This is a genomic window from Pseudomonas triticicola (genome assembly GCF_019145375.1).
In the GTDB taxonomy this organism is placed as follows: Bacteria; Pseudomonadota; Gammaproteobacteria; order Pseudomonadales; family Pseudomonadaceae; genus Aquipseudomonas; species Aquipseudomonas triticicola.
On the sequence record NZ_JAHSTX010000001.1, the window covers coordinates 1,817,123 to 1,841,765 of the forward strand.

Genomic DNA, 24,643 nt, shown 5'->3' on the forward strand with positions numbered 1-24,643 from the left:
TTCATCTTCAGACTTCGTTAAGAAATGGCTTGGATACTGCGCTCAAACCCATTGAGGGAGGCGCTCTGCCCATGCCCGAATTCGACTGGAACATCCCGCTGCCCTTGCACTTCGGCCAGGCCGAATCGATGCTGATGACGCTGAGAAACGCGTTGCCGGAGGACGAGCTGCGCGCGCCCTTCGAAGCCTTTATCCAGCAGCGTTTTCGCACGGCTCACGGTGCCGAAATCCGCCATTTCATGCCCGAGCTGTTCGGCATGCACAACAGCGATGGCCAGTTGTGTGCCGTGGCCGGGGTCCGTCGAGCGCATCTGCAGGCACTGTTTCTTGAGCGCTATCTGGATGAACCGATCCAGTCGTTGATCAGTGCCGCTGCCGGTCGTGCAGTAGATCGCACGGTCATCGTCGAAGTCGGCAACCTCGCCGCCAGCGATACCGGCAGTGCGCGCCTGAGCATCATCGCCATCACCTATCTGCTAGCCATGGGCGGCCTGGAATGGGTGACCTTCACCGGCAACATCGGGCTGGTCAACAGCTTCCATCGCCTCGGTTTGAAGCCCGTGACATTGTGCGCCGCTGATCCACAGCGACTGGGTGACGAGCGTCAACACTGGGGCAGTTATTACGAAAGCAAACCCTGGGTGCACGTCGGCAACATTCGCGCGGGATTTTTTCATCTGCGCAATATTGGTCTGTTCACTCGCCTGGGTTTGCCGACTTCCGTTGAAGGAGCCTGCCATGTCGCTTGAATTGCAGCGCTTCCAGGAAACCCTGCGCGACCATGCCCGGCGCAATGACAACGCCTCAGCCCTGTGGGGCGACACGCTGAGAATAGATTACGCCACGCTGTATGCCGAGGTGTTGTATCGCCAGGAGCGCCTGCACGATGAGCAGGTGCAGGTGATCGCGCTGGCGCTGGACAATGGCGTCGACGCGATGCTTTGGGATCTGGCTGTGTTGTTTGAAGGCTTGACCTGCGTAACGCTGCCGCCGTTTTTCAGCGCCGCGCAGCGCGCCCATTGTCTGGAGCAGAGCCAGGCCGAACGGGTGATCGCCGAGCCGCAACTGCAAGCCGAGCTGCTGGCGGCGGGATATCAACAACGGGGTGAGTTCTGGTGTCGCTCGTTCAATGGCCCCAGTCGCATGCCGCCGGGCACCGCGAAACTCACGTTTACCTCCGGGACCACCGGCACGCCGAAAGGGGTGTGCCTGAGCGCCGACAGCTTCTTGCGAGTTGCCCGGGAGCTTGATCAGGCAAGCGCAGCTACTGGGCCGGAGCACCATCTGGCGCTGTTGCCTTTGGCGATCCTGCTGGAGAACCTGGGCTGTTATGCCGCGCTGTACGCCGGTGCGGTGTTGAGCCTGCCAAGCCAGGCAACCCTCGGCATTCAAGGTGCCAGCGGCATCGATGTTGCGCGCCTGCTCGGTTATCTGGCCAAGCGTGCGCCGGAGAGTCTGATACTCGTGCCAGAGCTGCTGCAAGTTCTGGTCAGCGCCGCTGAACAGAAGGCTTTCGATCCGCAAACCTTGCGCTTCGCCGCGGTCGGTGGCGCGCGGGTGTCAGTGGATCTGCTGCACCGCGCGCAACGGGTCGGGTTAGCGGTTTACGAGGGATACGGCTTGTCCGAATGCGCCTCGGTCGTATGCCTCAATCGCCCCGGCGCGCGCCGTCCGGGCAGCGTCGGGCGCCCTCTGCCCCACCTCGAGGTGCGGTTGGCCGAGGACGGTGAAGTGCTGATCAAGGGTTCGGTGTTGCTCGGCTATCTGGGGGAGCCGGCGTATACCGATCAATGGTGGCCGAGTGGCGATCTGGGCGAGTTCGATCCGGAAGGTTTTCTTTATCTCAAGGGCCGCAAAAAACACCAATTCGTCACCAGCTACGGGCGAAACGTCAACCCGGAATGGGTCGAGTCGGAACTGACCCAGCGCCGCCACATCGCTCAAGCGTTCGTCTATGGCGAGGCGATGCCGCACAACCACGCCCTGCTCTGGCCGCATCGTCCGAACTGCACCGATGCCGAGCTGGCCGCAGCCGTCGCCGAAGCGAACGAGGCGTTGCCCGATTACGCACAGGTGCATCAGTGGACGCGCCTGTCGCAGCCCTTCACTGCGGCCAACGGCCTGCTCACCGCCAATGGCCGGCCGCGCCGCGACGCCATCATCGCGCAGTACCACTCGCAATTGACCGAGTCCGCCACCTCCGAGGAATCCGCATAATGAGTTTTTTCGACACCCTGCAAGAAGCCACGCAACGGGAACGCCACGAGCTGTTCAACCTGCCGATCATCGTCGATGCGTTGCAAGGCAAGGTCAGCCTCGACAGCTATCGGGCGTTTCTTGCCCAGGCTTACTACCACGTGCGCCACACCGTGCCGCTGATGATGGCTTGCGGTGCACGCCTGCCGACGCGTCTGGAATGGCTGCGCAAAGCGGTGTGTGAATACATTGAGGATGAATACGGCCACGAACAATGGGTGCTCAACGACATTGCCGCCTGTGGCGGTGATCGCGACGCCGTGCGCGATGGTCAGCCGTCATTGTCAATCGAGCTGATGGTCAGTTTTCTCTACGATCTGATCGCCCGGGGCAATCCGGTGGGTCTGTTCGGCATGGTAAACGTGCTCGAAGGCACCAGCATTGCCTTGGCGACCCACGCGGCGGGGAGCATCCGCGATCGCCTGGCGCTGCCGGAAACGGCATTCAGCTATCTGAGCTCCCACGGTTCGCTCGACATCGAGCACATGCAGACCTATCGGCGGTTGATGAATCAGCTGCAAGACCCTGACGATCAAGCGGCGGTGATTCATGCCTCGAAAGTCGTCTATCGCCTTTACACCGACATGTTCCGTGGTCTGCCGCGCGACGCTGAGGCTCAACATGCAGCTGCATGAAGCCCGCGTGGTGCTGACCGGTGCCAGTGGCGGCATCGGCCTGGCCATCGCCAGTGCCTTGTGCGCCGCCGGTGCCAGGGTATTGGCCGTGGCGCGGCATCAGGAGGCGCTGTGGCCGCTGCTTGAGCGGTATCCGCAGAACCTGTGCTGGGTCGCCGCCGATCTGACCTTCCTCAGCGATCGGCGCAAAGTGTTGGCCGCCGCCGACGCCATCGGCGGCATCAACCTGCTGATCAACGCCGCCGGGGTCAATCACTTCGCCATGCTCGAACAGCTAGATGACAGTGACATCAACGCGATGCTGGCGGTGAACATCAGTGCGCCAATCTGCCTGACCAAAATGCTGTTGCCGCAGCTCAAGCAGGCTGACAGCGCGATGGTGGTCAACGTCGGCTCGACCTATGGCTCGATCGGTTACCCCGGTTACGCCAGTTATTGCGCGAGCAAATTTGCCCTGCGCGGATTCTCCGAGGCGTTGCGCCGCGAGCTGGCCGACACGCGGGTCAGCGTGTTGTATGTCGCGCCCCGGGCCACCCGCACCTCGATGAACAGCGCCGCTGCGCAAGCCTTGAACGATGCCCTCAAGGCCAGCGTTGACGATCCGCAGACCGTGGCGTCGGCAGTGATCCATGCGATTGCCGGCGACCGTCGTGATCTGTACCTAGGCTGGCCGGAGCGATTTTTCGTCCGTTTGAACAGCTTACTTCCGCATCTGGTGGATCGCGGCCTGCGCAAGCAATTGCCACTGATCCGCCGTCTCAGTGAAAAACCTGACAACGAGGCTTCAAAGCCATGAAAAAACTTTCCACTTGCCTGCTGTTTGTCGCCCTCAGTCAAAGTGTCTGGGCGCTTGAGCCGGCTGATCAGCAACGTCTCACTGGCATCCAGCAGAACTGGGCGCACATTCAATACGAGGTCGCGGAAAAACAGCGCGCCGCGGCGTTCGAGCAATTGGCCAGCGAAGCCAACGCGTTCACCACGCAACGCCCGAATGTGGCCGAAGCCTGGATCTGGAAAGGCATCGTTACCAGCAGTTGGGCCGGTGCCGAGGGCGGGCTCGGTGCCCTGGGCAAAGCCAAGGACGCCAAGGCGGACCTGGAAAAATCCCTGACGCTTGACCCCAAGGCCCTGCAAGGCTCGGCATACACCAGCCTCGCTGCATTGTACGACCGGGTACCGGGCTGGCCGATCGGCTTCGGCGACAGCGACAAGGCCGAGCAATTGCTCAAACAAGCCCTGCAGCTCAACCCCGATGGCATCGACAGTCTGTACTTCTGGGGCGACCATCTCTACCGTCAGAAGCGCTACGCTGAAGCCAAGGCAGCGCTGATCAAGGCCAGACAGGCCGCACCCCGTGCGGGCCGCGAAAGTGCCGATGCCGGGCGTCGTAAAGAGATCGACGCCTTGCTGGTGGACGTGAACAAGAAACTCGACTGAAAGGAGTGCGCGTGCGTTTATTACTGATCGAGGACGACGTAGCGCTGGGTGAAGGCATTTACCAGGCGCTGGGTCGCGAGGGTTACACGGTCGACTGGCTCAAGGACGGCAGCAGCGCCTTGCATGCACTGCTCAGCGAAACATTTGACGTCGCCGTGCTGGACCTCGGCCTGCCACGCCTGGATGGCCTCGAAGTGTTGCGTCGTCTGCGTGACAGCGGTTCGAATCTGCCGGTATTGATTCTCACCGCGCGCGATGCCACCGAAGACCGCATTGCCGGACTCGACGCCGGTGCTGACGATTATCTGGTCAAGCCCTTCGACCTCGCCGAACTCAAAGCCCGCCTGCGTGCCCTTTTGCGCCGCAGTGCCGGGCGCGCCCAGGCGCTGATCGAGCACGCCGGTATCAGCCTCAACCCCGGCACCCAGCAGGTCAGCTATCAAGGCCAACCAGTCGCGCTCACCCCCAAGGAATATCAGCTGCTGCACGAACTGCTGTCGCCGCCGGGCCGGGTGATGACTCGCGATCAATTGATCCAGTTGCTCTACGGCTGGAATGAAGAAGCGGAAAGCAACACCCTCGAAGTGCACATTCATCACCTGCGCAAAAAGTTCTCCACCGACCTGATCCGCACCATCCGAGGCGTGGGTTATCTGGTGGAGGAACGTCGATGACCTCGATCCGCCGGCGCACGCTGACCCTGATCATCGGCCTGTTACTGGCCGGTCTGGCGGTACTCAGCCTCTTCAACGTGCATGACAGCAACCACGAAATCGCCGAGGTCTACGACGCGCAATTGGCGCAGAACGCACGCCTGCTGCAGGGCGTGATGCGTATGCCGATGGCGAGTACCGAGCACGCGCAGTTGTATCAGGCGTTCAATCAGGCTCTCGGCGAAGCCAAGCCACGGGTTGATGGACATCCTTACGAAAGCAAAATCGCTTTCCAGGTGTGGAACCCGCAAGGCGAGGTGCTGGTACACACCGCCAGTGCGCCCTCCTTCACTGCGCCGCCGACGGGAACGGGGTTCAGCGACGTGGTCGATCTGAAAGGTCGGCAATGGCGAGCGTTCATGCTGGAAGACAGGCAGAACGGCCTGCGCATCTGGGTCGGCGAGCGCGACGACGTGCGCACCGACCTGGTCGACCGCATCGTGCGCCACACGCTGTGGCCAAACATGCTCGGCAGCCTGATCCTCGCCGCGATGATCTGGCTGGCCATAGGCTGGGGGCTCAAGCCCTTGGCAGACATGGCGGCGACTCTGCGCGCCCGTCACAGTGGTTCACTTGAGCCGCTGCAACTGATGCCCCTGCCCAGCGAGCTGGAGCCCATGCAGGCAGCGCTCAATCGCATGCTCGCGCAGATTCAGGAGGTGCTCGGCCGGGAGCGTCGCTTTATCGCCGATGCCGCGCACGAAATGCGCACGCCGCTGGCGGTGCTGCGGGTGCATGCGCAAAATCTGCAGGAGGCGGGTACCGAAGAGGAGCGCCGTGAGTCACTTGAGTTTCTGATCTCCGGAGTCGATCGCACCAGCCGGCTGGTCAACCAGCTGCTGACCATGGCGCGCCTTGAACCCAAACCCGACCCGCCGCCACTGCAACGCATTGATCTCAGCGAAACCGTACGCAACAGCCTGGTGCAATTGACACCGTGGTTGCTGAGCAAACACCTTGAGTTGATCTTCGAGGTCAGCGACCAACCGTTTCATGTCCTCGCCGACCCCGCCGCCATCGATATCGCGCTGAATAACCTGATCACCAACGCGGCGAATTTCTCCCCCGAACACGGTGCGATCACCGTGCACCTGAGCAAGTCCGATGGCTTCTGTCATTTGATGGTCGACGATCAAGGACCGGGAATCGATGAATCAGCCCGAGCGCGAGTGTTCGAGCGTTTCTACAGCCGCGGCACGGCGCATGGCGCCGGGTTGGGGTTGACCATTGTCAACACCATCGCGGTGCGACTGAACGGACGGATTGAACTGACAAACCGCGCAGAGGGCGGTTTGAGGGCGACGTTATCGATTCCGGCAGGGGAATAATCATCCGATTGATTCAGCTGTATGCCGCCGGCCCCAAATACCTGCTGTTCAGCGCTCTGCTCTACGCGCCTGGCTCGTTGATTTACCTGGGCACGTTGAAAATGCGCCAGGGCCAGCCGCTCAGCGGTCCGGAAACGGGTGTGTTGATCATTATCTGGGCCGCCGCGATTTACGCTGGCCGGATGTTGTGGGCCGGAACGCTGACTTTGAAGGTGCACCAGCGTTTGCGCTAGACCGCCAGTACGCTGCAGGGAACCTGGTACAGTGAAAAACCTGAATATCGAGGCTTGTCCACCACCCTTGCGCAAGCGCCTGGAAAACCGACAAAGGGGCGATGAAACCGGCGAGCGACATTGATCTGGATCAATCGCTGCGACGACAAACTGGATCGAAATAGGGTCATGATTCGGCGGCGCCCGCATCTCGGATCAGGGACAGTCACAAGCTGCTCGAACGCGTGAAAGTTATAGATGCGGCCACAGGGTGACAGGTCCGCAACCCACCCTCATTCTTGCTTTGCGAGGTTCACGATATGGTCATCAATGATCCAGCCATGACAACCGCCAATGTCCGCGACGCAATCGGTGACAGTGGCGCACTGTTTCAGGAAGCCGATCGGCTCAGCGAACGGGCCTATGCCGTCCTTGAAGAGCCGTTTTCTCCAGACACCATGCACAAGTTCACTGAAGCGAGGAAACGTGCGGATGAGAAATATCGGCACGCCTGGCAACAATGGCAATACGCACATGGTGGGCGCAGTCACTGATTGATTACCCCCAACCGATTACCATCAACTGCTGCGATGACCGGTCAGGCTGTGGCAGGCATTGCCTTGACCATCAACAAGCTGCAAGGAGCCCGGTTCATCAGGCATTCGGCCGTGCCGCCGATGAAGCCGTCCAGCGCTTGATGGTGACAGATGCCGAGCACCAGCAGGTCGAACGCGTTCTGCCGGGCGAAGTCTTCGATCACCCGGTACGGGACACCTGAGAGCAGGTGGCTATGTTCTTCATCGAGACCATAGCGCTCGGCCAGCGTATCGAACGCTTCTTGCTGAGTGTCGTTGATCGCATCGCACAAGCTGTGGTCCAGGCTCAAGTTCGGCACGCTCATCGCCGCATCACCCACCACTGACCAATTGCTCACGTTCAACAAGTGCAGCGACGCATTGCATTTAGCTGCCAATGTCGATGCAACGCGAAGTATCCGGTCATTGAGCCCTTGGGTCAGATCCTCGAGATGCGACAGGTCAATGGCCGCCAGTATCTTCAAGGGTTTCGGATGTGCGGCCTCGGTGACCAGATGCAGGCAGGCGGGACAATCTCGTATTAATAGCCAGTCCAACGGCTGGTGAAACGTTTGATTGAGCGCTGAAACATGGTGAGCATCCTTGATCACCAGATCGACATGAAAGTCATTGATGTACTCAAGCACATGCGCCGGCGTGGCCTTGGCCCAGACCACTTCGGTGCTGACTTGCACGCCGGCGCCACGTTGAAACCGGACCTGCTGTTCCAGCCACTGGCGATGCATCTGCAGGTAACCTTCACGCGCTTGCGCCATGGCGTCGTGGTCGATCAGGCCGGCCAACGCCAGGGACTGGACATGATCGAACGCCACGATGTGCAGCAACGCGCCACTGGCCCGAGCCAGCGCCTGGGCGCGATCAAACGCCGGGGTGCGGGTCATTTCGGCAGGTGCGATCAACAGAATGCGTTTGAGCCTGAACATCACGTGTATTTCCAGTCAGCGCCATTGGACGATTCGGCAACTCTGCCAACCGCCACGCTTGATATGCATCAAGTCTCCCCATCAACCCTGCGACACAAGAGCGGCGCAGAGGCCGTTGCCTTTGTGATTCCCCTCCTCGCCGTTCGTCCGTAATCACGCTGACAAACCAAACGAAAGGCACGTGCGCTGCGAAGACTTCTATGCTTATCACACTCATTGAAGGCTGCTTATCCATGCTTGAAGCCCACTCGCCCCCGCCGATTCTCAAAACTGCCTGTTCCAACTGCAGTGTGGTCGAGTTATGCCTGCCGCTTGGCCTGACGGGCGCGGAGGTCGATCGGCTCGACACGCTGATCGTGCAACGATACAAGGTGAAGAAAGGTGCCGCGCTCTACCGGACCGGGGATCCGCTGCGCTCGCTGTACGCTGTTCGGATAGGCTCGTTCAAGACCAGCGTGGTCTCCGTCGATGGCCGCGAGCAAGTGACCGGTTTCCATATTCCTGGCGAAATGCTCGGGCTGGACGCCATCAGCATCGATCAACAGGCGTGTACTGCGTATGCACTGGAAGACAGCGAAGTCTGTCCGATTCACTTCGCACAGCTGGAAAAACTCGCGCAAAGCCTGCCATCGCTGCAGCACAACCTCAACAAGTTGCTGAGCCGGGAAATCGTGCGCGACCACAGCATGTTGATGCTCATGGGCAACATGAACTCCGACGAGCGCCTGGCGGCTTTCCTGCTCAACCTCTCACAACGCCTCAGCTCCCGTGGCTATTCCTCGAAAGAGTTCGTGCCAGGCGTTTGATGTAGTGCTGGGTGCGGCGAATGTGGTTGCCGGTTTCGTTATCACGGGTTTCGGCCAGCGAAGCCATGGCGTGGATCGTGACATCCTGGATGGCGATCACCTCGCGGGTACGCCGTTGCACTTCCTGCTCCAGGAAATCGTTTTGATTGCGCAGGAAATCGGCAACGGCTTTGAGCTTGATCTGAGTGTCGACCCTGGCCATTAGAACCGGGGGAATGATCGGCTTGGTGATGTAATCCGCAGCGCCCAGGCTCAAGCCGCGAATCTCGTCCTCCGTAGCGGTCATGGAGGTCAGGAAAATGATCGGTATATGGCGAATACGAGCGTCAAGCTTGAGCTGCTCGGCAACGTCATAACCGGACAGGCCCGGCATCATGATGTCAAGCAGGATCAGGTCGGGAAGCGGGTCTGCCTGTAGCAGGCGCAGGGCCTTTTCGCCGCTGTTGGCAGCCTTGACCCGATATTTGTCCTTGAGCATCTCGGCGATCAGCATCAGGTTATCGGGGGTATCGTCGACCACCAGAACGGTAGCTGATGGGTAAACGTCCTGCATGCTATCCATGTATGTTGGCTCCCGTGTGCGCAATTCAAGAGCAGGCGCACTTACGCCAATCTCTTGCTAGCAAGCGTAGCTAGAAAAGCTGCAATCGCTAGGTGAAGATCGGCAGGTTGGTTCGAAGAGTCACTAAATCGAATGTCTGCTACTGGCCGAAAGCGGCCGTTCACGAACGACTACCTTCGGCCAAAAGTAGCCCTGATGGCGGGCTATAATTCTCTGATGCTCAGAATAAACGGGGGATGACAGCGGGGTGGAAAAATAGGCTGTAAGTCGACGCTGCCTCATAACACCACCTTCGCCACGGTAGAGAAGCCATCGGGCTTTCTACTTCAGGCGAACGAAAGACCATTCAACGCTACAGGTGAGAATTGGCGGTATGTGCTTCTCCCTTAATAATACTGGCCTACGGCGAGCAAGCTCTCGAGACACGTCTAATCATAACCCCTATCCTCCGAGCTTGACCGGTTGAGGAAGGAGCTCTCGGCTGAAGAGGGATTGCGACGGCGAAAAGTCCGTATCCCAGGCGAACGCAGTGGCGCTCGAACAATCTCGGTCGGTACCCAGGTGACGGTTAGCGGCGAAAGAGCCACTGCAATGGCGAACGCATTCAGTCCCCCTGTGCCGATAACATCAGAGCAGATAGCCCTTTTTTCGCCATTGAAGGTACATGCGGCAAGATTATCAAAGAGCATCCGAGTGCGAGCTTTATCTGACTGTTGTAAAGGTGGCCTGGACTGAGCCTGCAAGAGAGATTGGAAATCTGCTCCATCACTCGTTGCCCGCATCCTGGGTTCTGATGTTGGCCAGTCGGATGGTGCTGGCGGTACTGCAGAAATACCGGTCATTGGCATGCCTCATATCACGCTTGGTGTCATGAATCTCGCCAGTGTTCCTGGCGTGACAGTTCCGTTCTTTGCTTCATCAGATCCCGCTGAACCAGTTGTAGCCCTGGTCTTCCCAATACCCGCCCGGGTTGTCGTTGCTGACGAAAATCTCGACAACATGCTTGGGGTTTTTGAATCCCAGTTTGGTGGGGACCCGAACCCTCAGCGGATAGCCGTACTCGGGCGGCAGCGCCACGTCAGCGTAATCCAGTGCCAACAGCGTCTGCGGGTGCAAGGCAGTCGGCATGTCCAGACTGGAGTAGTAACGATCGGCACATTTGAAACCGACAAATTTCGCTGTGGTGTCGGCGCCGATGTGTTCCAGGAAGGTTTTCAGCGGTACACCTCCCCATTGACCGATCGCGCTCCAGCCCTCAACACAGATCAGCCGAGTGATATCGCTGCGTTGCGGCAGCTTGCGCAAGCTTTCGAGTGTCCACGGCGCCTTGTCCCTGATCCGGCCGGAGACGGCGAGCGAGTAACTGGTCAGGTCTACTTCAGGGATATCGTCCTGACCATAGAAAGCGTTGAACGGAAACGGCCAGGTGATCTGCGCGCGGGCGAAGGTCGGCGCCAGTTTCCGTCCACTGAACAGCCACGCCTGGACCCGGTCGTTCCAACGCGACATGGCCCAAAGCACTTTGTCGACCTGATCGCCGTCCTGCAGGTTGCAACCGGTCAGCATCGACATCGCGCCAACCGTCAGGCCGGCCCGAAGAAAATGCCGGCGCTGAATGTTTTCCAGTTCAAGCTGTTGCGCAGGTTCAATCCTGACGCGCTGACGCGTTGTTATTTTAAATTCAGTCATGACCCATTTTTCTCGTTATTAGGCGTCCGCACTCCACCCGTGATCATTGGCACCAGGGTTTTTGGTACCAGAATCACCAAGACCAGGTGAATCACTACAAACGCTGCAATCATCGCCATGGCCGCAAAATGTACGTAACGAGCAACGTCATAGCCGCCCAGTAACGCGACCAGCTCTTGAAGTTGAACCGGTTTCCAGATCGCTACACCCGAGATCACGATCAGTACACCTGCCGCCAGCACGATCCAGTACATCAGGCGCTGTACTGCGTTATAGACACCCTTTTCATGCACCAGCCGAAAGCGCAAGGCATCGGTCAGATCATGCTTCAATGCGGCAATGCCGATGGGCAGCAGCTCACGTTTGAAATGACGACTGGCCAACCCGCACAGCACATAGATTGCGCCGTTGATCAGCAGCAGCCACATGAACGCAAAATGCCAGGCAAGTGCCCCGCCCAGCCAACCGCCCACGGTCAATGACACCGGAAACCTGAAACTGAACAGTGGCGAGGCGTTGTAGATAGCCCAACCGCTCATGAACATGCAGACCATGCAGGCCGCATTGAGCCAATGGGTGAGGCGAACCGGCCAGGGATGCAGTTTCTTCTGTCTCACGTGGTTCCCCTTGCAAGCCTTCCGTGTAGCGGAGCGTTGCCAGACGGCAACGCTCAAGCTTTCTCAGATGATTACATCGGTGGCTGGAAGCCATCCTTGCCGACTGCAATGCCGCGTGCGGTGCCATCTGCAGCGGGGAACACGACGATTTTCGTTCCTTTGACCAGCTCATCGGCTTTGCCTGGCTCGACGTAGGCGATAGGCACGTCATCCGGCACGACGATTTGTTTCTCACCGCCCTGGTAGTTGACGGTCAACGTGCGGCCGTCGGTTTTGGACAGTTTGCCAACGGTGCCGTTGGTCATGGTGCCAGTGCTGCCGTCCGCGTTCTGCCAGCCGTAATGACCTTCGCCGCTGCCCTTGAGCCTGGCGTCGAATACCGTGACCTCAAGCGCCCTCAAGGTTCCGTTGGCCTGCGGGATGGCCGCCGAGCCGATGAAACTGTCGGATTTGATCGAGTCGATATTGGCCTTCGATACCCGGCTGATACCGGTCTTGTCAGTCAGTCCGATCGTCTGCTGGGCGCCAGAGCGGACAGTGAAGGTCAGCGTGTTGTTGCTGACGCTTTCCACCGTACCGCGCAGTGGTTTGATGACCGGCATGTCGGCGGCGGTGGCAATGACGGCAGCGCTGAGCATCACCAAACCGAACGTGGTAGACAGGGCGTTTTTGAGTTGCATGGCGACGATTCCTCATGGGTTGATGTGTCGCCATCCTCGACCGCAGACCGGGACGTCACGATGACCGTCGAATGACATTTTTGTCATTCGCCAACCCTGACCATGTATGACAGAAATGTAACCGACTGCGCCCGCTCATCCCGTTACACTGCACAGCCGAGATACCGATGTCGCGGACTTAACCCCGTCATGAAGAAACCCGAGCGCGCCTGACGATGCATATCCTGCTGATCGAAGATGACACCAAAACAGGTGAGTACCTGAAAAAGGGGCTCGGTGAGTCCGGTTACAACGTCGACTGGACCCAGCATGGCGCTGACGGCCTGCACATGGCCTTGCATACGACCTATGACCTGATCGTGCTGGACGTGATGTTGCCCGGGATTGACGGGTTTCAGATCATCGAGCTGTTGCGCGCCAGACAAGACGTACCCGTGCTGTTCCTTACCGCGCGCGACCAGTTGCAAGACCGCATTCGCGGTCTGGAACTGGGCGCCGATGATTACCTGATCAAACCTTTTTCATTTACCGAACTGCTGTTGCGCATCCGCACTATTCTGCGCCGCGGTGTCGTGCGCGAAGCCGACCATTTCCACCTTGCCGATCTCGAACTGGATCTGGTCCGGCGCCGCGTGACCCGCCAACAACAGGTGATCGTGCTGACCAACAAGGAGTTCGCGCTGCTCCATCTGTTTCTCCGTCGAGCCGGCGATGTGTTGTCCAGGACACAAATCGCTTCGGAAGTCTGGGACATGAATTTCGACAGCGATACCAACGTGGTGGACGTCGCTGTCAAGCGCCTGCGCAACAAGGTCGACCAGCCCTACCCGATCAAGCTGATCCATACCATTCGCGGTATCGGCTATGTCTGCGAGGTGAGGCCATGCGGTCCCGACGCCAACCCTCGCTGACACTGCGATCGACCGTGGCGTTTGCCATGGTCGCGATGCTGGCCGTGGCCGGCGCGGGCTTCTATCTGTATCAGACGATGAAGGCCTCGGTATTGGTCTACAGCGATCACGCGGTGATGGGCCGTCTGGAGCATTTTCGCAAGCTCCTGCATTACGAACTCGCCATCGAAAAGCTGCGCGACAGCCCGCAGATTTTCAAGAACATGCTCGACAGCGAAGACGACATCTTCATCATTGAAGAGCCGGGGCAGCCACCGGTCATCCAGGTCAATCCACTCAACGTCACGTTGCCTGAACTGCCGGTGATCGGCCAGGACACAAAGCTGAGCGTCAGTGATCTGCGCAGCGGCGTGACCGACTCGGGAACAAGGCTGCGCGCCGCCTCCGTAGTCACGACGTCGGGTGGCCGTGTAGTCCGATTGACGGCCGCCCACCTTATGGGCAAGGAAATGGCGATGCTTGCAGCGTATCGCGAGCGCATCTACCTGGCCGTGGCCCTTGCCTTTCTGGCAACCGCGTTGCTGGGTTATCTGTTATTGCGTCGCGGGCTGCGTCCGCTGCGCAAAATGGCCGCCCATGCCGCAGCCATAACGCCTGAGCGTCTGCACAGCCGTATGGACAGCGCCGATACGCCGGTTGAATTGCAACAGCTGAGTGACGCCTATAACGCGATGCTTGATCGTCTTGCTCAGGGTTATCAGCGACTGACGCAATTTTCCGCCGACCTTGCCCATGAAATCCGCACGCCGGTCGGGTCGTTGATGGGACATTGTCAGGTTGCCCTTCGCCAACGCCGTAGCGAGGACGAATATCAGGCGCTGATCGCTTCGAACCTTGAAGAACTCGAACGGATCTCGCGCATCGTCGAAAGCATTCTATTTCTGGCGCGCGCCGATGAAGCGCAAGCCGTAGTGGAGCGCCAGCAACTGTCGCTGCATGACGAATCACAGCGCATCGCTGAGTATTTTGAGGGCTTGGCTGAAGAGCGGCGAATGAGCTTCCAAATAACGGGCGATGGTATCGTGCTCGCTGACCCCTTGCTGCTGCGCAGAGCGTTGAGCAACCTGGTGGCGAACGCTGTTCGCTACGCTTACGAGGGCACCGAGATTCTGATACGGGTATTGGAAACCCACGGAGGTGCCCGGATTGAGGTGGAGAACCAAGGGCCGGTGCTGGGCGACGAAACCCTGGGCAAACTCTTCGACCGCTTTTACCGTGGCGATGCGTCTCGGCACCAGAATTCCGACTCCTACGGGCTTGGCCTCGCCATTGTCGTGGCCATCATGCAACTGCATGACGGCCACGTGGGTGTCGAACAGCCAAGGGCCGGGACTATTCGTTTTTCGCTGTCGTTCCCTTGAGCTGCTCGAACGGTGCAAACTGTTCTTCGCCCGCTGCGGGTACCCAATCTTTTAACGGCGTCAGGAAATGCATTTCAAAACGACGTGACAGGAACGCCCACTTTCCGTCCCGACGTTCAAACCTGTCGTGGTAAAGACCGCTGACTTGCACCGGGCCTTTTTCAATGTCATGAAACAGGCAATCCGCAGCTACCGTGCCCACTGCGCTGTCACCCTCGATTTCAATCAGCGGGTTGGCCATCCAGTGGTGCATATGGGGCATCTGGCGCCAGCTGTTTTGCGCCATCGCCAGGATTTCGTCACGGTTTCCAGCCTGGCCAAAACCCGGTAGATCCAGTGTCGACTCTTCGTGCCAGATTGAGCTAAGAAGCGAGGCGTCGATGCGGTCGAAAGCATTGGCGTAGGCGCTGATCAGCGACTCGATGGCGGCGCGACTTTCCAGGGCGTCCAGTCGGGCTGTCAGTTGTTCATTGTTCATGATGAGGTTTCCTGCAGGGGCTGCGCATAAGCGAGGAAGGCAGCCCTGCGCGAGGGCTGCGCTACGGTTGAGCACGTGGTCAGATCTGCGACAGGCCGCCGTCGACCATCAACTCCACACCGTTGACATATTTCGCATCGGCAGACGCAAGAAACAGCGCCGACGAGGCGATTTCCTCAGGCTCGGCCATGTACCCCAATGGCGTGATCTGCTCGACGTGCTGACGCAGCGCGGCGACGTCGCTTTCGCTCATCTTCAAGCCGTTATCCATCAGCGGTGTGCGGGTGAAGCCAGGGCTCAGGACATTCGCTCTGATCTTGCGACCTTTGAGTTCGTTGGCCCACGTCCTGGCAAAGGAACGTACCGCGGCTTTGGAGGCGTTGTAGAGGCTCAGTCCTTCCATGCCATTGCTGGAACAGATAGAGGCCGTCAGCACGATCGAAGCGCCATTTTTCAACAATGGCATCAACGTCTGTACAGTAAAAAAGACTCCCTTTACGTTGATGTCGAACATGTTGAAATAGGCGGCCTCGGTGGTCTCGCCCAGCGGGTTCTTTTCACAAATACCCGCATTGGCAAACACTGAGTCCAGTTGATCGCCGTGCGCCTCAATCGTCGCCTTGAGCTCGTCCAGATCAACCTGGCGCGCGACATCGGAAATGACCGCGACCGCCCTGTCGCCAAGCTTGGCCACCGCAGCCTCCAGCGTGGCTGCAGAACGCCCGGTGATGTAAACGCGCCTGGCGCCCTCGGCAATCAAACCCTGTGCAATCGCAAATCCGATCCCGGTGGACGCGCCGGTGACGACTGCGACCTGATCAGCGAATTTACCTGACATAACTGACTCCTCGATTTCGGTTGTGTGGCTCGACTGGAACCACAGTGCGGCCATTTTGCGAGGAGGCAGGGGCGCAGCGGCACTGCCATAAATGAACATTGGCCGTTCATTTATGTGAGGCGTCAGCCAGGGTTTGATCGTTTAGATTGAAGTCAGCTTATTCAAAGCATGACTCGCAATCGAAAATATTCTGGAGCCGAAGGGTTTCAGAAAGGAGACCTTATGCCTGAGAAAATAGTAGCCCTTCCGGAACAGCGGCGCTGGCTGATGTTCGCCATCCTGTTGGTCGGTGCATTCTTGCCGCCGCTGGATTTCTTCATCGTGAACGTAGCGCTGCCTTCGATTCAGCAATCGCTGGGCACGGCCTCCTCTGCCGAACAGTTGATCATCTCTTCTTACGCGGCGCTGTATGCCGTGACACTGATCACCGGCGGAAGGCTTGGCGACATCTTTGGCCGCATGAGAATGTTCTTCGTTGGCCTGATTGGCTTTGCCGTCGCCTCACTGATCTGCGGTGTCGCCGAGTCACCCTGGGTGTTGATCGCCGGACGCTCGCTGCAAGGCGTGACGGCCGCTGTCATGGCGCCGCAGGCACTCGCTTCAGTGCAGGCGATATTCCCTGAGTCGGAAAAACCCTTGGCGTTGAGCCTGTACGGTGCGGTGTTTGGTTTGGCGTCGGTAGTCGGCCAGGCACTTGGCGGGATTCTGATCTCGCTCAACCTGATGAACCTGGGCTGGCGGTCGATATTTCTGGTGAATCTACCGATTGCGTTGCTGGTCATTCTGATCGCCATCCCCGTGGTCAAGGAAACCCGCGCACCCCAGACCAGCAAGCTGGATCTGGGTGGAACGCTGTTGTCGATGGTGACGCTTGCGGCGCTGATCGTTCCACTGATCGAGGGACGTGAAGCGGGCTGGCCGTGGTGGGCCTGGCTGTCGCTGGCGGCGGTGCCACTGCTGGCCTGGCTGTTCTGGCGCTACGAAGCCCGCTTGTATCAAGCGCAAGGCGCGCCGTTGCTGAACCCTGCTGCACTGCGTGCGCCCGGGCTGGGCCGGGCATTGCTGGTGGCGCTGACTTTTTACGCGATCGGCGTGTTCTTCCTGCTGTTTTCCATCTATTTACAGGGAGCGCTGCATACGAGCCCGCTCAGTGCAGGTCTGGTCTTTCTGCCATTCGGCGCTGGTTTCTTGCTGGGGCCGCTCGCCACCCATCTATTCCGGCGTTTGCTGGGGTCTTATGTGAATCCCTTCGGAATGGCACTCGAAGTGCTGGGGTTCGTGCTATTGGCCTGGCTCGTGGCGCACACGCCAACCGCCGTCACGCCCTCTGCGCTGTCCCTTGCCGTGATTCTCTTTCTGATCGGTTTCGGACAAGGACTGGCCCTTCCGACATTGATGCGCATGATCACTGGACGCGTGGCACCGGCGTATTCCGGCATGATTGCGGGCATCACCAGTTCCACACTGCAAATCAGCACGGCACTGAGCGTAGCGATCATCGGTGGCATTTTTTACACGCTTCTGGGCAAGGACACGGACGCGGCGGCCATCACCCACGCCTTCACCGTCGCCATACTGTGCATCGCTGCGTGTCTGGTGGTAGGCGCAGGACTGAGTCTGAGTCTGGCGCGCCAATCTGCTGCAGAGCTGCAAACGGCGGCCATGCAGCCGGCAGAGTGAATCAACCGCCTGCCTGAGTGCCAATCATGACGGAGGCCAGGTCGGCAAGCGCGCGCAGACTGTCCATCTGGCGCATGTCCTGGTGGTAGCCCATCCAAATGTCGCGGCCTGGTGGCGGTTCATCTGAATCGATCAGACGCAGCGCCGTCAACTGGTCGCCCAAAGCGCGGGGCAATACCGCGACGCCCTGCCCCTGCGCACACATTTGCGCCTGGACTGTGCGGCTGCTACTGGTAAACACGGTACGCGCCAGAGGGTAACGCTGCTGCAGCCACTGCACATCGGGATAATGAGACTGGGCAACACTCATGGTGATCAGACCCAGCCCGGCGCCCTGTGGCTCAGGGTCAGCAGATCCAACGGCTGCGTATAACCCGTAAGTCAGGGAGATCAGCTTGCGGTGCACGATATCGGGTTCGGTGAACGGAACGATTCGAAACGCGATGTCGGCGTCGCGGCGAGCCAGATCAAACAATCGATGCCCGGCAATGACCTCGGGCACGATCAATGGATAACGCCGGCCCAGTTCACTCAGCACCGGGGCCAGCACATAACAGGCGAACCAGTCAGCGCAGGAAATGCGCAGCACACCTTCGGGCTGTGCGCTGTCCCCCGCGAGGCGCCTTTCGATGGCCAACGCACTTTGCTCCATTTCCTGCGCGAGGCTGAGGAGCTTCTCGCCGCTGTCGGTCAACACGAGACCTTGGTTGGTACGCAGGAAAACGGGTTGGCCACTGAACTGTTCCAGCACCTGCAAGCGCCGCCCCACGGTCGGATGGCTGACCCCCAACAGCTTGGCGGCAGCCCCTAATGACCCGCTGCGGGCAATCGCGAGAAAGACCCGCACATCACTCCAGTCCATGCTCCGCCCCCGTACAAAAATGAACAGTGAGAGTGCAGCAATGGCAGTGCCGTAGCAATCCCGTGCCCGACATACTTGTCTGCATTCACCGTCGTCGAATACCAACCGGAGACTGCAAATGAAGATTGGTTTTATCGGAGTGGGATGCATGGGCAGAGCCATTATTCCACTGCTCGTCCGCGCTGGCCATCACGTCTCGGCATGGAACCGCAGTCAGGCGGCGATCAAGGATCTCGAAGGCATCAGCGTTATCGAAACGCCGGCCTCGGCGTTCCAGCAAGAGGTAGTCATCACTCTTCTGGCCGATGATGCCGCCGTCAGGCAAGTGCTGCTCTCCAGCGCTGTTCTGGAAACTGCAGACAAAGCTTGCGTGCATGTCGTGATGTCGACCTTGTCGCCTTCGCTGATGTTGGAGTTGCAGCGCGAACATGAAGCCGTCGGCATGCCATTGATCGCGGCGCCGGTCTTCGGCGTGCCCGCCGTGGCGGCCAAGGGCGAGTTGAATATCCTGGCGGCCGGATCGCAGGCCGCTGTCTCGACCGTCCAACCGCTGTTCGACCTGCTCGGGAAAAAAACCTGGTATCTGGGCGACCAACCTGAACAGGCCTGTATCGCGAAAATCGCCGGCAACATGATGATCACCCAAGCCATCCAGTCGCTGGGCGAAGCCAGCGGACTCGTTCAACGCCACGGACTGAGCCCTTCGATTTTCATCAAGCTCATGACCCAGACCCTGTTCGCCTGCCCCAGTTATCAACGTTATGGGCAGAACATCGTCAGCAGCAATTTTGAACCGGGATTCAAACTGTCGCTTGGCCTCAAGGATATGAATCTGGCGATCGATGCGGGTCGTCTCAAGGGGCTGGAGTTGCCAGCGGCGGATGCCGTGCGATTGAAAATGACGTCGGCGGTAGCCAGGGGAGATGGCGACAAGGACTGGTCGGTTTTTGCTCAGCAGACGAATCATTGAGAAGCTCTTTCGAACACCTGTCACGAGGTCATTCATGGAAAACTCCGACATCGCGCGTCAACTCTCAACATTCAGGAAAACCATCGACAATATCGACGCCGCCCTCATCCACCTGCTCGCGGAACGGTTTCGCTGTACCGATGAGGTCGGATTGCTCAAGGCCCGATATCAGTTGCCTGCGGTAGACGAGGCCAGAGAGCAGCAGCAATACCAGCGTCTGGCAGCACTTGCTCAGGAGGCCGAGCTGGATACGGCCATCGTGCAGAGGCTGATGCAGTTGGTCATTGGCGAAGTGGTCGAGCGCCACAAGCAGATCGCCGCCAGGCATGCCCCGGCACCCGCCAATAACCCTGACCCTCGGGCCTGACCCCGGCGCCACTTATCGAAGCAATCAGACAAACGAGCAGAACCGCATGAAATGGCCAACGATCGAGCAAATTCGCAGCTTCACCGATTTACCCTATGGCTACAGTTGGGATTACCTGAAACGTGAGGAGATCAATGTCGCGACAGATTTTTTCCGGACATGGTTTCCCTCCATTTCGGTGGGGTTGGCAAGCCCGTTTCTGGACCAGCAGTTCTACGCAGACAACGTGGTGCTCGAAGACGATCCGGATCGAGGCATATTCGCTACCGTCGTCCGCCAGAACGATGAGATTGTCGCTATCGCCACGTGGGAAAAAATTGACGGTGCTGACGTTATTTTCGGGCGGGTCGGCGCGGTAGCCAAACCGCACAGACAAGCCAGACTGGCCGTTGCGGCCCAGGACCTGGGAGAAAAAATCGGCACGTTCATGGGCGCGGGGCTGATCTATGGCATGGCAACAACCCGCACGCCGTATATGCAACAAGCACTGGAGCAAGCCGGTTACAAAGCGGTAGGGATAATGCCTGGCTTGGACCGGGAAGAAACAGCACCTGGAATCGTGCGCAGGGTTTACGAAGTCATCTACGTAAAACGGCTCGCACCACACGCCGACTTTCTCATTCCTGCCGGTCATAACCTTACCCCTACAGTCGCGCGACTTTACGCAGATATATTTCAAGGTGATGACGACACGAACTGACGAGCCAGCCTAGCAGCGAACCAACCATCGAAATGCTTCTGATCAGTAACGCTACCGGCTCGCGCCTTTTGCATCGATCGAGGTAGCCACATTAGGTAATGAGTTCAAAAAGACTCAGCAGCGGCTAAAAGCACCTGTGGGGTTGATTAATAGATGAGAAGTGAACTGAGTGGACGCGGCTCTGGCCCCTGAGTTAGCTTTCGTAACCGTTCTAACTTGGGGCTCCGCAATCATGACTGACCGTCAGATCATTGTTCCAGATGGCATGAGATTGATCTACGAGCGCGCGGGTTATGCACCAGCAGTAAAGGTAGGAAAAACTCTCTACTGCGCGGGTCAGGTAGGCAGGACGCCGGAATTATCCGTCATTGAAGAACCTGAGCAGCAGTTTTTAGCTGCATGGGACAATCTCCGGATCGTCTTGGAGGCAGGTGGCTGTAAATTTGAAGATGTCGTAGAAATGACAACTTACCACGTCGACATGCACCGTCACATGCCAATTTTCAGACGCGTAAAGGATAAAGTATTTCCGAGAAACACTTGTGCATGGACCTGCATTGGTGTCAGTGAATTAGCTCGACCTGGACTTCTCGTGGAGATCAAGTGCGTCGCAGTAGAGCGATAACCCTCTGACAAGAACCTGCATATCCAGGTCTTAAAATGGGTGACTACGCATGCGGTGGTAGATTCAAAATTACACTTGCCTGCTGCATCGGTAGGCGCGTGATAACACTTTACGCCGACGGCTAATACTGACTGGAAGCAGGCGCCAATCAATTCCGATGCGAGCAGAAAAATGCCTATCAGCGGATATCCTTAGCACTCGCTAAACGCAAATCCAAAGTCATCGCTTGACACTTGTGCCGCTTCGTTAAGTCGTTGGCGCAGCGCAGCCGTTAGCTGCCTCTCCACCACCCACGGATCCGACAGCGCGGCGAGTTGTGGCTCCAATTGCGGCGACAGGCTCATTAGCGAATGATTAAGCGATCGCGCCGTTTCAAAAGCGGCTTTCTGCACAAAGCTGATTTCCACCAGCTCCCCCTGCGCCTTGCGAAACTCCATCTCAGCCATCCGCGCCAAGTAGTGCTCGCGATGTGCACGCGCTTTCTGAAAGTCCGGGGACTGCCCTTGCGCGGGATCAACGGGCGGCGGCGCAGCCATGTTGGTCGGTTCGGATTGTGTAGCGACGTGGCTGTACACATTACGCTGAAGCCGCTCCTGTTGGTGGCGAGCAGCGACGGCAGCCTTGCTCGGGTCAGCGGTATCGCGGATCAATGCTTCGGTGGCCAGAACGTCGACCTGCTTGCCATTGGGGACAGGACCAGTCGACCGTTTTCCTTCAGCCAGGTGATGTAACTCGGTGAGCGGCCGATGTGTGCGGCGAAGGCGCTCTTGGATAGGTACGTGGCTGCGGTCATACCAGCATGCCGATCAACCATTAAGAGATACTTTGGACCTGTTCTATCTAACAGGTCAGAGGGTCGCTGACACATTGAAGATGGATGAGCGCGACATAAAGGACGGAAAGCTCTCCGTCCAGCAAGGCAAAACTGGGGCTAAACGAAGGATCGAAATCATTGGTGAGCTCAAAGTCGTAATAGATCGAATCATGGCGCGAAAGGCCGGACAGAAAATCAGATCAACACGCCTGGTAGTAATCGACTCTGGGCAGCCGATGACGACCAGCATGCTCAGAAAAAGGTTCGATGACGCCAGGGAAGCAGCCGGGATTCCAAAAGCAGAATTTCAGATGCGCGACCTACGAGCAAAAGCGGCCACGGATAAAGAGGAGTCAACGGGGAGCATCAGAGAAGCTCGGGACCAACTTGGGCACACCACCGTAGGGATGACAGAACAGTACATCCGTATGCGAAAGGGCATGAAGGTCACCCCTACGAGGTGACTAACGGTCACGAATTGCGGAAAAGATTTTTTGATTGCGGAAAAAAGAATTAAGGGCTTGCATGAGGTATGTCATGCAAGCCCTTGATATTCATGGTGCCCGAAGCCGGAATCGAACCGGCACGCCCTTACGAGCGGGGGATTTTAAGTCCCATGCGTCTACCAGTTTCGCCATTCGGGCGGTAGCGCGGTGTTGCTTTGTCAGCCTTGCGGTTGCGATCCTGAAAGGATGACTGCCTGAAAAGCCGAGCGGGGAATATATACATCACGTCCCGGTGAAGCAAGTTTGAAGTGCGCGATTTGAGAACTAAATATCGCTGACCGCGAAAAATCAAAAAGCCTCAGAAATCAGGGAGCTACGGAGTTTGCTTGAAGTAGACGCCGAGGTTACTGGCAAATCGCAGCAACCCTACTGGAAATTGGGACGATAAACTCAAAAGATTCAGATGCTCACCATCACCTTAGCTGCACGGGTGACAGATGTTTCATCGATTGAGATTATGAGCAGGCAACCCAAGACTGGACGGGATGTCTACGCTAAAGGATGGCGGCGAAATCAATAATCAAAGGGTAGTCAGCACGCCCCCCCCCTTCAACCACGATCACGCCTCACAGAACGTCACCAGAGCAGAGCTCAGGGATGTACAAGCAATCAGGAGATTTGATTCCATGCAAATGAGTGACACCGTTCTAAAAGCGTCTTTAAGCCAAGAGGAGCGCTCGGCGATTGCCGAGATCGAAGCAACTACCAACATCCTGCAGCTTGTCACCCGTCTGACCGGTACACGCTTTGCCGGAATCGCAAAATTCACTGAAACAGAGTGGATCGTTTGTTCGGCGTACGATCCAATTGAACTGGGAATAAATGTCGGCGATACGCTGGATCTGGAAACCACCCTTTGCAGTGAGTTTCGACGAAATCCCCAAGCCCTCTTCCTTCCACAAATCAGCAAGGATGGACGACTGTCGTCACGCCCTGTGGTGAAGCAGTATTCAATTGAGAGCTACGCAGGCGCGCCTGTTTTCCTGCCGGACGGGAGACTCTGGGGTGCCCTATGCGCTTTGGATTCAAGGTCTGTGCTGTTTGATAACCCGGATATGGCAGAAACATTGACATTGTTCGCACGGCTTATCGGCTGCATATTTTTCTCGAATCTGACGGTGGAGGGTGCCAGCCATATCAAGACCGGATCGTGCCTGACCGAATAACGTGCTCAAAAAGTTGCGGAACACCCCACTTTTTCAAAGGCAACAAAAAACCCCGTAGATCATTGATCTACGGGGTTTTTGATAGTGGAGGCCGAGGTCGGAATCGAACCGGCGTAGGTGGATTTGCAATCCACTGCATAACCATTTTGCTACTCGGCCTCAAAGCATTCGCTGTCAGTAGCACAACAACAAACACTGTACAAATTGGAGCGGGAAACGAGACTCGAACTCGCGACCCCGACCTTGGCAAGGTCGTGCTCTACCAACTGAGCTATTCCCGCTTGGTGTGGCGCATTCTATAGAATTAAGAAGCCCCGTCAACCCCTTGATTCAAAAAACTTTTATTTCTTTTCGACATCGGTCTTCAGGTGCGGCCAGGCGGCGCGAAGGTATTGAACCATCGACCACAGGGTCAGCCCTGCCGATACGATCAGCAGCGTATAACCGAGCACGACCCAGAAGCTGAATGCCTTTGGATGAGCCAGCAGAATCACCAGCGCGAGCATTTGCGCAGCGGTTTTCCATTTGCCGAGATTGGAAACCGCCACTTGTGCCCGGGCGCCGAGTTCGGCCATCCATTCGCGCAGCGCCGAAATTACGATCTCGCGACCAATGATGACTGCTGCTGGCAGCGTCAGCCAGAGATTGCCGTGCTCCTGCACCAGCAAGACCAGGGCAACAGCGACCATCAGCTTGTCGGCGACCGGATCGAGAAACGCCCCGAACGGTGTGCTCTGCTCCAGTCGGCGCGCCAGATAACCATCGAGCCAGTCGGTTGCAGCCGCGAAGGCGAACACCGAAGCGGAGGCCATGTAACTCCAATCGTAGGGCAGATAGAACAGCAAAATAAAGATCGGGATGAGCAGGACGCGTAGAACGGTAATCAGATTAGGGATATTCATCGGCACAAC

The 24,643-nt window shown here is 58.0% G+C and carries 25 protein-coding genes, 3 tRNA genes and 4 pseudogenes; 19 read left to right on the forward strand and 13 right to left on the reverse strand.

Annotation, left to right across the window (positions count from 1 at the left end; genetic code table 11):
- The first annotated feature begins 71 nt into the window (after nucleotides 1–71).
- From KVG85_RS08115 to KVG85_RS08155, 9 genes are all read left to right on the forward strand, one after another.
- Nucleotides 72–749 carry a thermostable hemolysin gene (locus tag KVG85_RS08115; RefSeq protein WP_217863521.1) on the forward strand — a complete coding sequence of 226 codons (678 nt, stop codon included), beginning with the start codon at nucleotides 72–74 and terminating at the stop codon, nucleotides 747–749.
- On the forward strand, nucleotides 739–2,217 hold the full coding sequence (locus KVG85_RS08120; protein WP_217863522.1) for an AMP-binding protein: 1,479 nt from the start codon (nucleotides 739–741) through the stop codon (nucleotides 2,215–2,217). Before KVG85_RS08115 ends, KVG85_RS08120 begins: the two co-directional genes overlap by 11 nt.
- A complete protein-coding gene (locus tag KVG85_RS08125) occupies nucleotides 2,217–2,891 on the forward strand; it encodes an iron-containing redox enzyme family protein (protein ID WP_217863523.1) in 675 nt (224 codons plus the stop codon). The genes KVG85_RS08120 and KVG85_RS08125 overlap by 1 nt, the downstream gene beginning before the upstream one ends.
- Nucleotides 2,878–3,687, forward strand: a complete 810-nt coding sequence (locus KVG85_RS08130) for an SDR family oxidoreductase (RefSeq protein ID WP_217863524.1) — start codon at nucleotides 2,878–2,880, stop codon at nucleotides 3,685–3,687. The genes KVG85_RS08125 and KVG85_RS08130 overlap by 14 nt, the downstream gene beginning before the upstream one ends.
- Complete coding sequence (locus tag KVG85_RS08135) at nucleotides 3,684–4,328, forward strand: tetratricopeptide repeat protein (protein ID WP_217863525.1); 645 nt, start codon at nucleotides 3,684–3,686, stop codon at nucleotides 4,326–4,328. The genes KVG85_RS08130 and KVG85_RS08135 overlap by 4 nt, the downstream gene beginning before the upstream one ends.
- Before the next feature lie 11 nt (nucleotides 4,329–4,339).
- On the forward strand, nucleotides 4,340–5,002 hold the full coding sequence (locus KVG85_RS08140; RefSeq protein ID WP_217863526.1) for a response regulator: 663 nt from the start codon (nucleotides 4,340–4,342) through the stop codon (nucleotides 5,000–5,002).
- On the forward strand, nucleotides 4,999–6,369 hold the full coding sequence (locus tag KVG85_RS08145; RefSeq protein ID WP_217863527.1) for an ATP-binding protein: 1,371 nt from the start codon (nucleotides 4,999–5,001) through the stop codon (nucleotides 6,367–6,369). The genes KVG85_RS08140 and KVG85_RS08145 overlap by 4 nt, the downstream gene beginning before the upstream one ends.
- A gap of 8 nt (nucleotides 6,370–6,377) precedes the next feature.
- Nucleotides 6,378–6,602, forward strand: a complete 225-nt coding sequence (locus KVG85_RS08150) for a hypothetical protein (protein ID WP_225926649.1) — start codon at nucleotides 6,378–6,380, stop codon at nucleotides 6,600–6,602.
- A 299-nt stretch (nucleotides 6,603–6,901) separates the two neighbouring features.
- The gene (locus KVG85_RS08155; RefSeq protein WP_217863528.1) at nucleotides 6,902–7,135 is read left to right on the forward strand and encodes a hypothetical protein; all 234 of its coding nucleotides are present in this window, start codon (nucleotides 6,902–6,904) and stop codon (nucleotides 7,133–7,135) included.
- 44 nt (nucleotides 7,136–7,179) lie between these two features.
- Here the strand turns inward: KVG85_RS08155 and KVG85_RS08160 are convergent, their stop codons facing one another.
- Nucleotides 7,180–8,100 carry a universal stress protein gene (locus KVG85_RS08160; RefSeq protein WP_217863529.1) on the reverse strand — a complete coding sequence of 307 codons (921 nt, stop codon included), beginning with the start codon at nucleotides 8,098–8,100 and terminating at the stop codon, nucleotides 7,180–7,182.
- Nucleotides 8,101–8,333: 233 nt separating this feature from the next.
- On the opposite strand from KVG85_RS08160, the pseudogene KVG85_RS08165 reads away from it, so the two are divergent.
- Nucleotides 8,334–8,894: pseudogene (locus KVG85_RS08165) on the forward strand (cyclic nucleotide-binding domain-containing protein); the annotation flags it as partial.
- Here KVG85_RS08165 and KVG85_RS08170 read toward each other — a convergent pair.
- The 4 genes and pseudogenes from KVG85_RS08170 to KVG85_RS08185 form a co-directional block, all read right to left on the reverse strand.
- A pseudogene (locus KVG85_RS08170) lies at nucleotides 8,884–9,468 on the reverse strand (response regulator); the annotation flags it as partial. The pseudogenes KVG85_RS08165 and KVG85_RS08170 overlap by 11 nt on opposite strands.
- Before the next feature lie 918 nt (nucleotides 9,469–10,386).
- The gene (locus KVG85_RS08175; RefSeq protein ID WP_217863530.1) at nucleotides 10,387–11,157 is read right to left on the reverse strand and encodes a molybdopterin-dependent oxidoreductase; all 771 of its coding nucleotides are present in this window, start codon (nucleotides 11,155–11,157) and stop codon (nucleotides 10,387–10,389) included.
- Nucleotides 11,154–11,774 (reverse strand): cytochrome b/b6 domain-containing protein, encoded by a 621-nt coding sequence (locus tag KVG85_RS08180; RefSeq protein ID WP_217864950.1) that lies wholly within the window; start codon nucleotides 11,772–11,774, stop codon nucleotides 11,154–11,156. Before KVG85_RS08180 ends, KVG85_RS08175 begins: the two co-directional genes overlap by 4 nt.
- 71 nt (nucleotides 11,775–11,845) lie before the next feature.
- A complete protein-coding gene (locus tag KVG85_RS08185; protein ID WP_217863531.1) occupies nucleotides 11,846–12,454 on the reverse strand; it encodes a hypothetical protein in 609 nt (202 codons plus the stop codon).
- A gap of 215 nt (nucleotides 12,455–12,669) precedes the next feature.
- Between KVG85_RS08185 and KVG85_RS08190 the strand changes: the two genes are divergently transcribed.
- Both KVG85_RS08190 and KVG85_RS08195 read left to right on the forward strand, forming a co-directional pair.
- Nucleotides 12,670–13,365: a heavy metal response regulator transcription factor gene (locus KVG85_RS08190; protein WP_039760267.1), complete on the forward strand. Its 696-nt coding sequence runs from the start codon at nucleotides 12,670–12,672 to the stop codon at nucleotides 13,363–13,365.
- Nucleotides 13,338–14,726, forward strand: coding sequence for a heavy metal sensor histidine kinase (locus KVG85_RS08195; protein ID WP_039760264.1), 1,389 nt, complete (start codon nucleotides 13,338–13,340; stop codon nucleotides 14,724–14,726). The genes KVG85_RS08190 and KVG85_RS08195 overlap by 28 nt, the downstream gene beginning before the upstream one ends.
- Here the strand turns inward: KVG85_RS08195 and KVG85_RS08200 are convergent.
- On the reverse strand, nucleotides 14,698–15,204 hold the full coding sequence (locus KVG85_RS08200; RefSeq protein ID WP_042609814.1) for a nuclear transport factor 2 family protein: 507 nt from the start codon (nucleotides 15,202–15,204) through the stop codon (nucleotides 14,698–14,700). The two genes, KVG85_RS08195 and KVG85_RS08200, sit on opposite strands and share 29 nt — an antisense overlap.
- Nucleotides 15,205–15,283: 79 nt before the next feature.
- Nucleotides 15,284–16,042 carry an SDR family oxidoreductase gene (locus tag KVG85_RS08205; RefSeq protein ID WP_130926593.1) on the reverse strand — a complete coding sequence of 253 codons (759 nt, stop codon included), beginning with the start codon at nucleotides 16,040–16,042 and terminating at the stop codon, nucleotides 15,284–15,286.
- A gap of 168 nt (nucleotides 16,043–16,210) precedes the next feature.
- Between KVG85_RS08205 and KVG85_RS08210 the strand changes: the two genes are divergently transcribed.
- A complete protein-coding gene (locus KVG85_RS08210) occupies nucleotides 16,211–17,722 on the forward strand; it encodes an MFS transporter (RefSeq protein WP_223631549.1) in 1,512 nt (503 codons plus the stop codon).
- A gap of 1 nt (nucleotide 17,723) precedes the next feature.
- Here the strand turns inward: KVG85_RS08210 and KVG85_RS08215 are convergent, their stop codons facing one another.
- Entirely contained in the window at nucleotides 17,724–18,584 is an 861-nt protein-coding gene (locus KVG85_RS08215) for a LysR family transcriptional regulator (protein WP_122704478.1), read from the reverse strand.
- Between the two features lie 118 nt (nucleotides 18,585–18,702).
- Here KVG85_RS08215 and KVG85_RS08220 point away from each other — a divergent pair, with 118 nt between their 5' ends.
- From KVG85_RS08220 to KVG85_RS08235, 4 genes are all read left to right on the forward strand, one after another.
- The gene (locus KVG85_RS08220; RefSeq protein ID WP_042609811.1) at nucleotides 18,703–19,554 is read left to right on the forward strand and encodes an NAD(P)-dependent oxidoreductase; all 852 of its coding nucleotides are present in this window, start codon (nucleotides 18,703–18,705) and stop codon (nucleotides 19,552–19,554) included.
- Between the two features lie 34 nt (nucleotides 19,555–19,588).
- Nucleotides 19,589–19,921, forward strand: coding sequence for a chorismate mutase (locus tag KVG85_RS08225; protein ID WP_217863532.1), 333 nt, complete (start codon nucleotides 19,589–19,591; stop codon nucleotides 19,919–19,921).
- A gap of 46 nt (nucleotides 19,922–19,967) precedes the next feature.
- Nucleotides 19,968–20,621, forward strand: a complete 654-nt coding sequence (locus KVG85_RS08230) for a hypothetical protein (protein ID WP_110599395.1) — start codon at nucleotides 19,968–19,970, stop codon at nucleotides 20,619–20,621.
- Nucleotides 20,622–20,853: 232 nt separating this feature from the next.
- Nucleotides 20,854–21,246 (forward strand): RidA family protein, encoded by a 393-nt coding sequence (locus KVG85_RS08235; protein WP_217863533.1) that lies wholly within the window; start codon nucleotides 20,854–20,856, stop codon nucleotides 21,244–21,246.
- Between the two features lie 191 nt (nucleotides 21,247–21,437).
- Here KVG85_RS08235 and KVG85_RS08240 read toward each other — a convergent pair.
- Nucleotides 21,438–22,039: pseudogene (locus KVG85_RS08240) on the reverse strand (terminase small subunit).
- On the opposite strand from KVG85_RS08240, the pseudogene KVG85_RS08245 reads away from it, so the two are divergent.
- Nucleotides 22,039–22,524 (forward strand): annotated as a pseudogene (locus tag KVG85_RS08245) (tyrosine-type recombinase/integrase); the annotation flags it as partial. The pseudogenes KVG85_RS08240 and KVG85_RS08245 overlap by 1 nt on opposite strands.
- Nucleotides 22,525–22,617: 93 nt before the next feature.
- Here the strand turns inward: KVG85_RS08245 and KVG85_RS08250 are convergent.
- Nucleotides 22,618–22,704: transfer RNA gene (locus KVG85_RS08250), tRNA-Leu, on the reverse strand.
- Nucleotides 22,705–23,198: 494 nt separating this feature from the next.
- On the opposite strand from KVG85_RS08250, the gene KVG85_RS08255 reads away from it, so the two are divergent.
- Nucleotides 23,199–23,732, forward strand: a complete 534-nt coding sequence (locus KVG85_RS08255; protein WP_217864952.1) for a GAF domain-containing protein — start codon at nucleotides 23,199–23,201, stop codon at nucleotides 23,730–23,732.
- A gap of 85 nt (nucleotides 23,733–23,817) precedes the next feature.
- Here KVG85_RS08255 and KVG85_RS08260 read toward each other — a convergent pair.
- The 3 genes from KVG85_RS08260 to pgsA all read right to left on the reverse strand — a co-directional run bounded on the left by KVG85_RS08260 (nucleotide 23,818) and on the right by pgsA (nucleotide 24,634).
- Nucleotides 23,818–23,891: transfer RNA gene (locus KVG85_RS08260), tRNA-Cys, on the reverse strand.
- A 46-nt stretch (nucleotides 23,892–23,937) separates the two neighbouring features.
- A tRNA-Gly gene (locus KVG85_RS08265) sits at nucleotides 23,938–24,013 on the reverse strand.
- Nucleotides 24,014–24,073: 60 nt separating this feature from the next.
- On the reverse strand, nucleotides 24,074–24,634 hold the full coding sequence (pgsA, locus tag KVG85_RS08270) for a CDP-diacylglycerol--glycerol-3-phosphate 3-phosphatidyltransferase (protein ID WP_217863534.1): 561 nt from the start codon (nucleotides 24,632–24,634) through the stop codon (nucleotides 24,074–24,076).
- Between the last annotated feature and the right edge of the window lie 9 nt (nucleotides 24,635–24,643).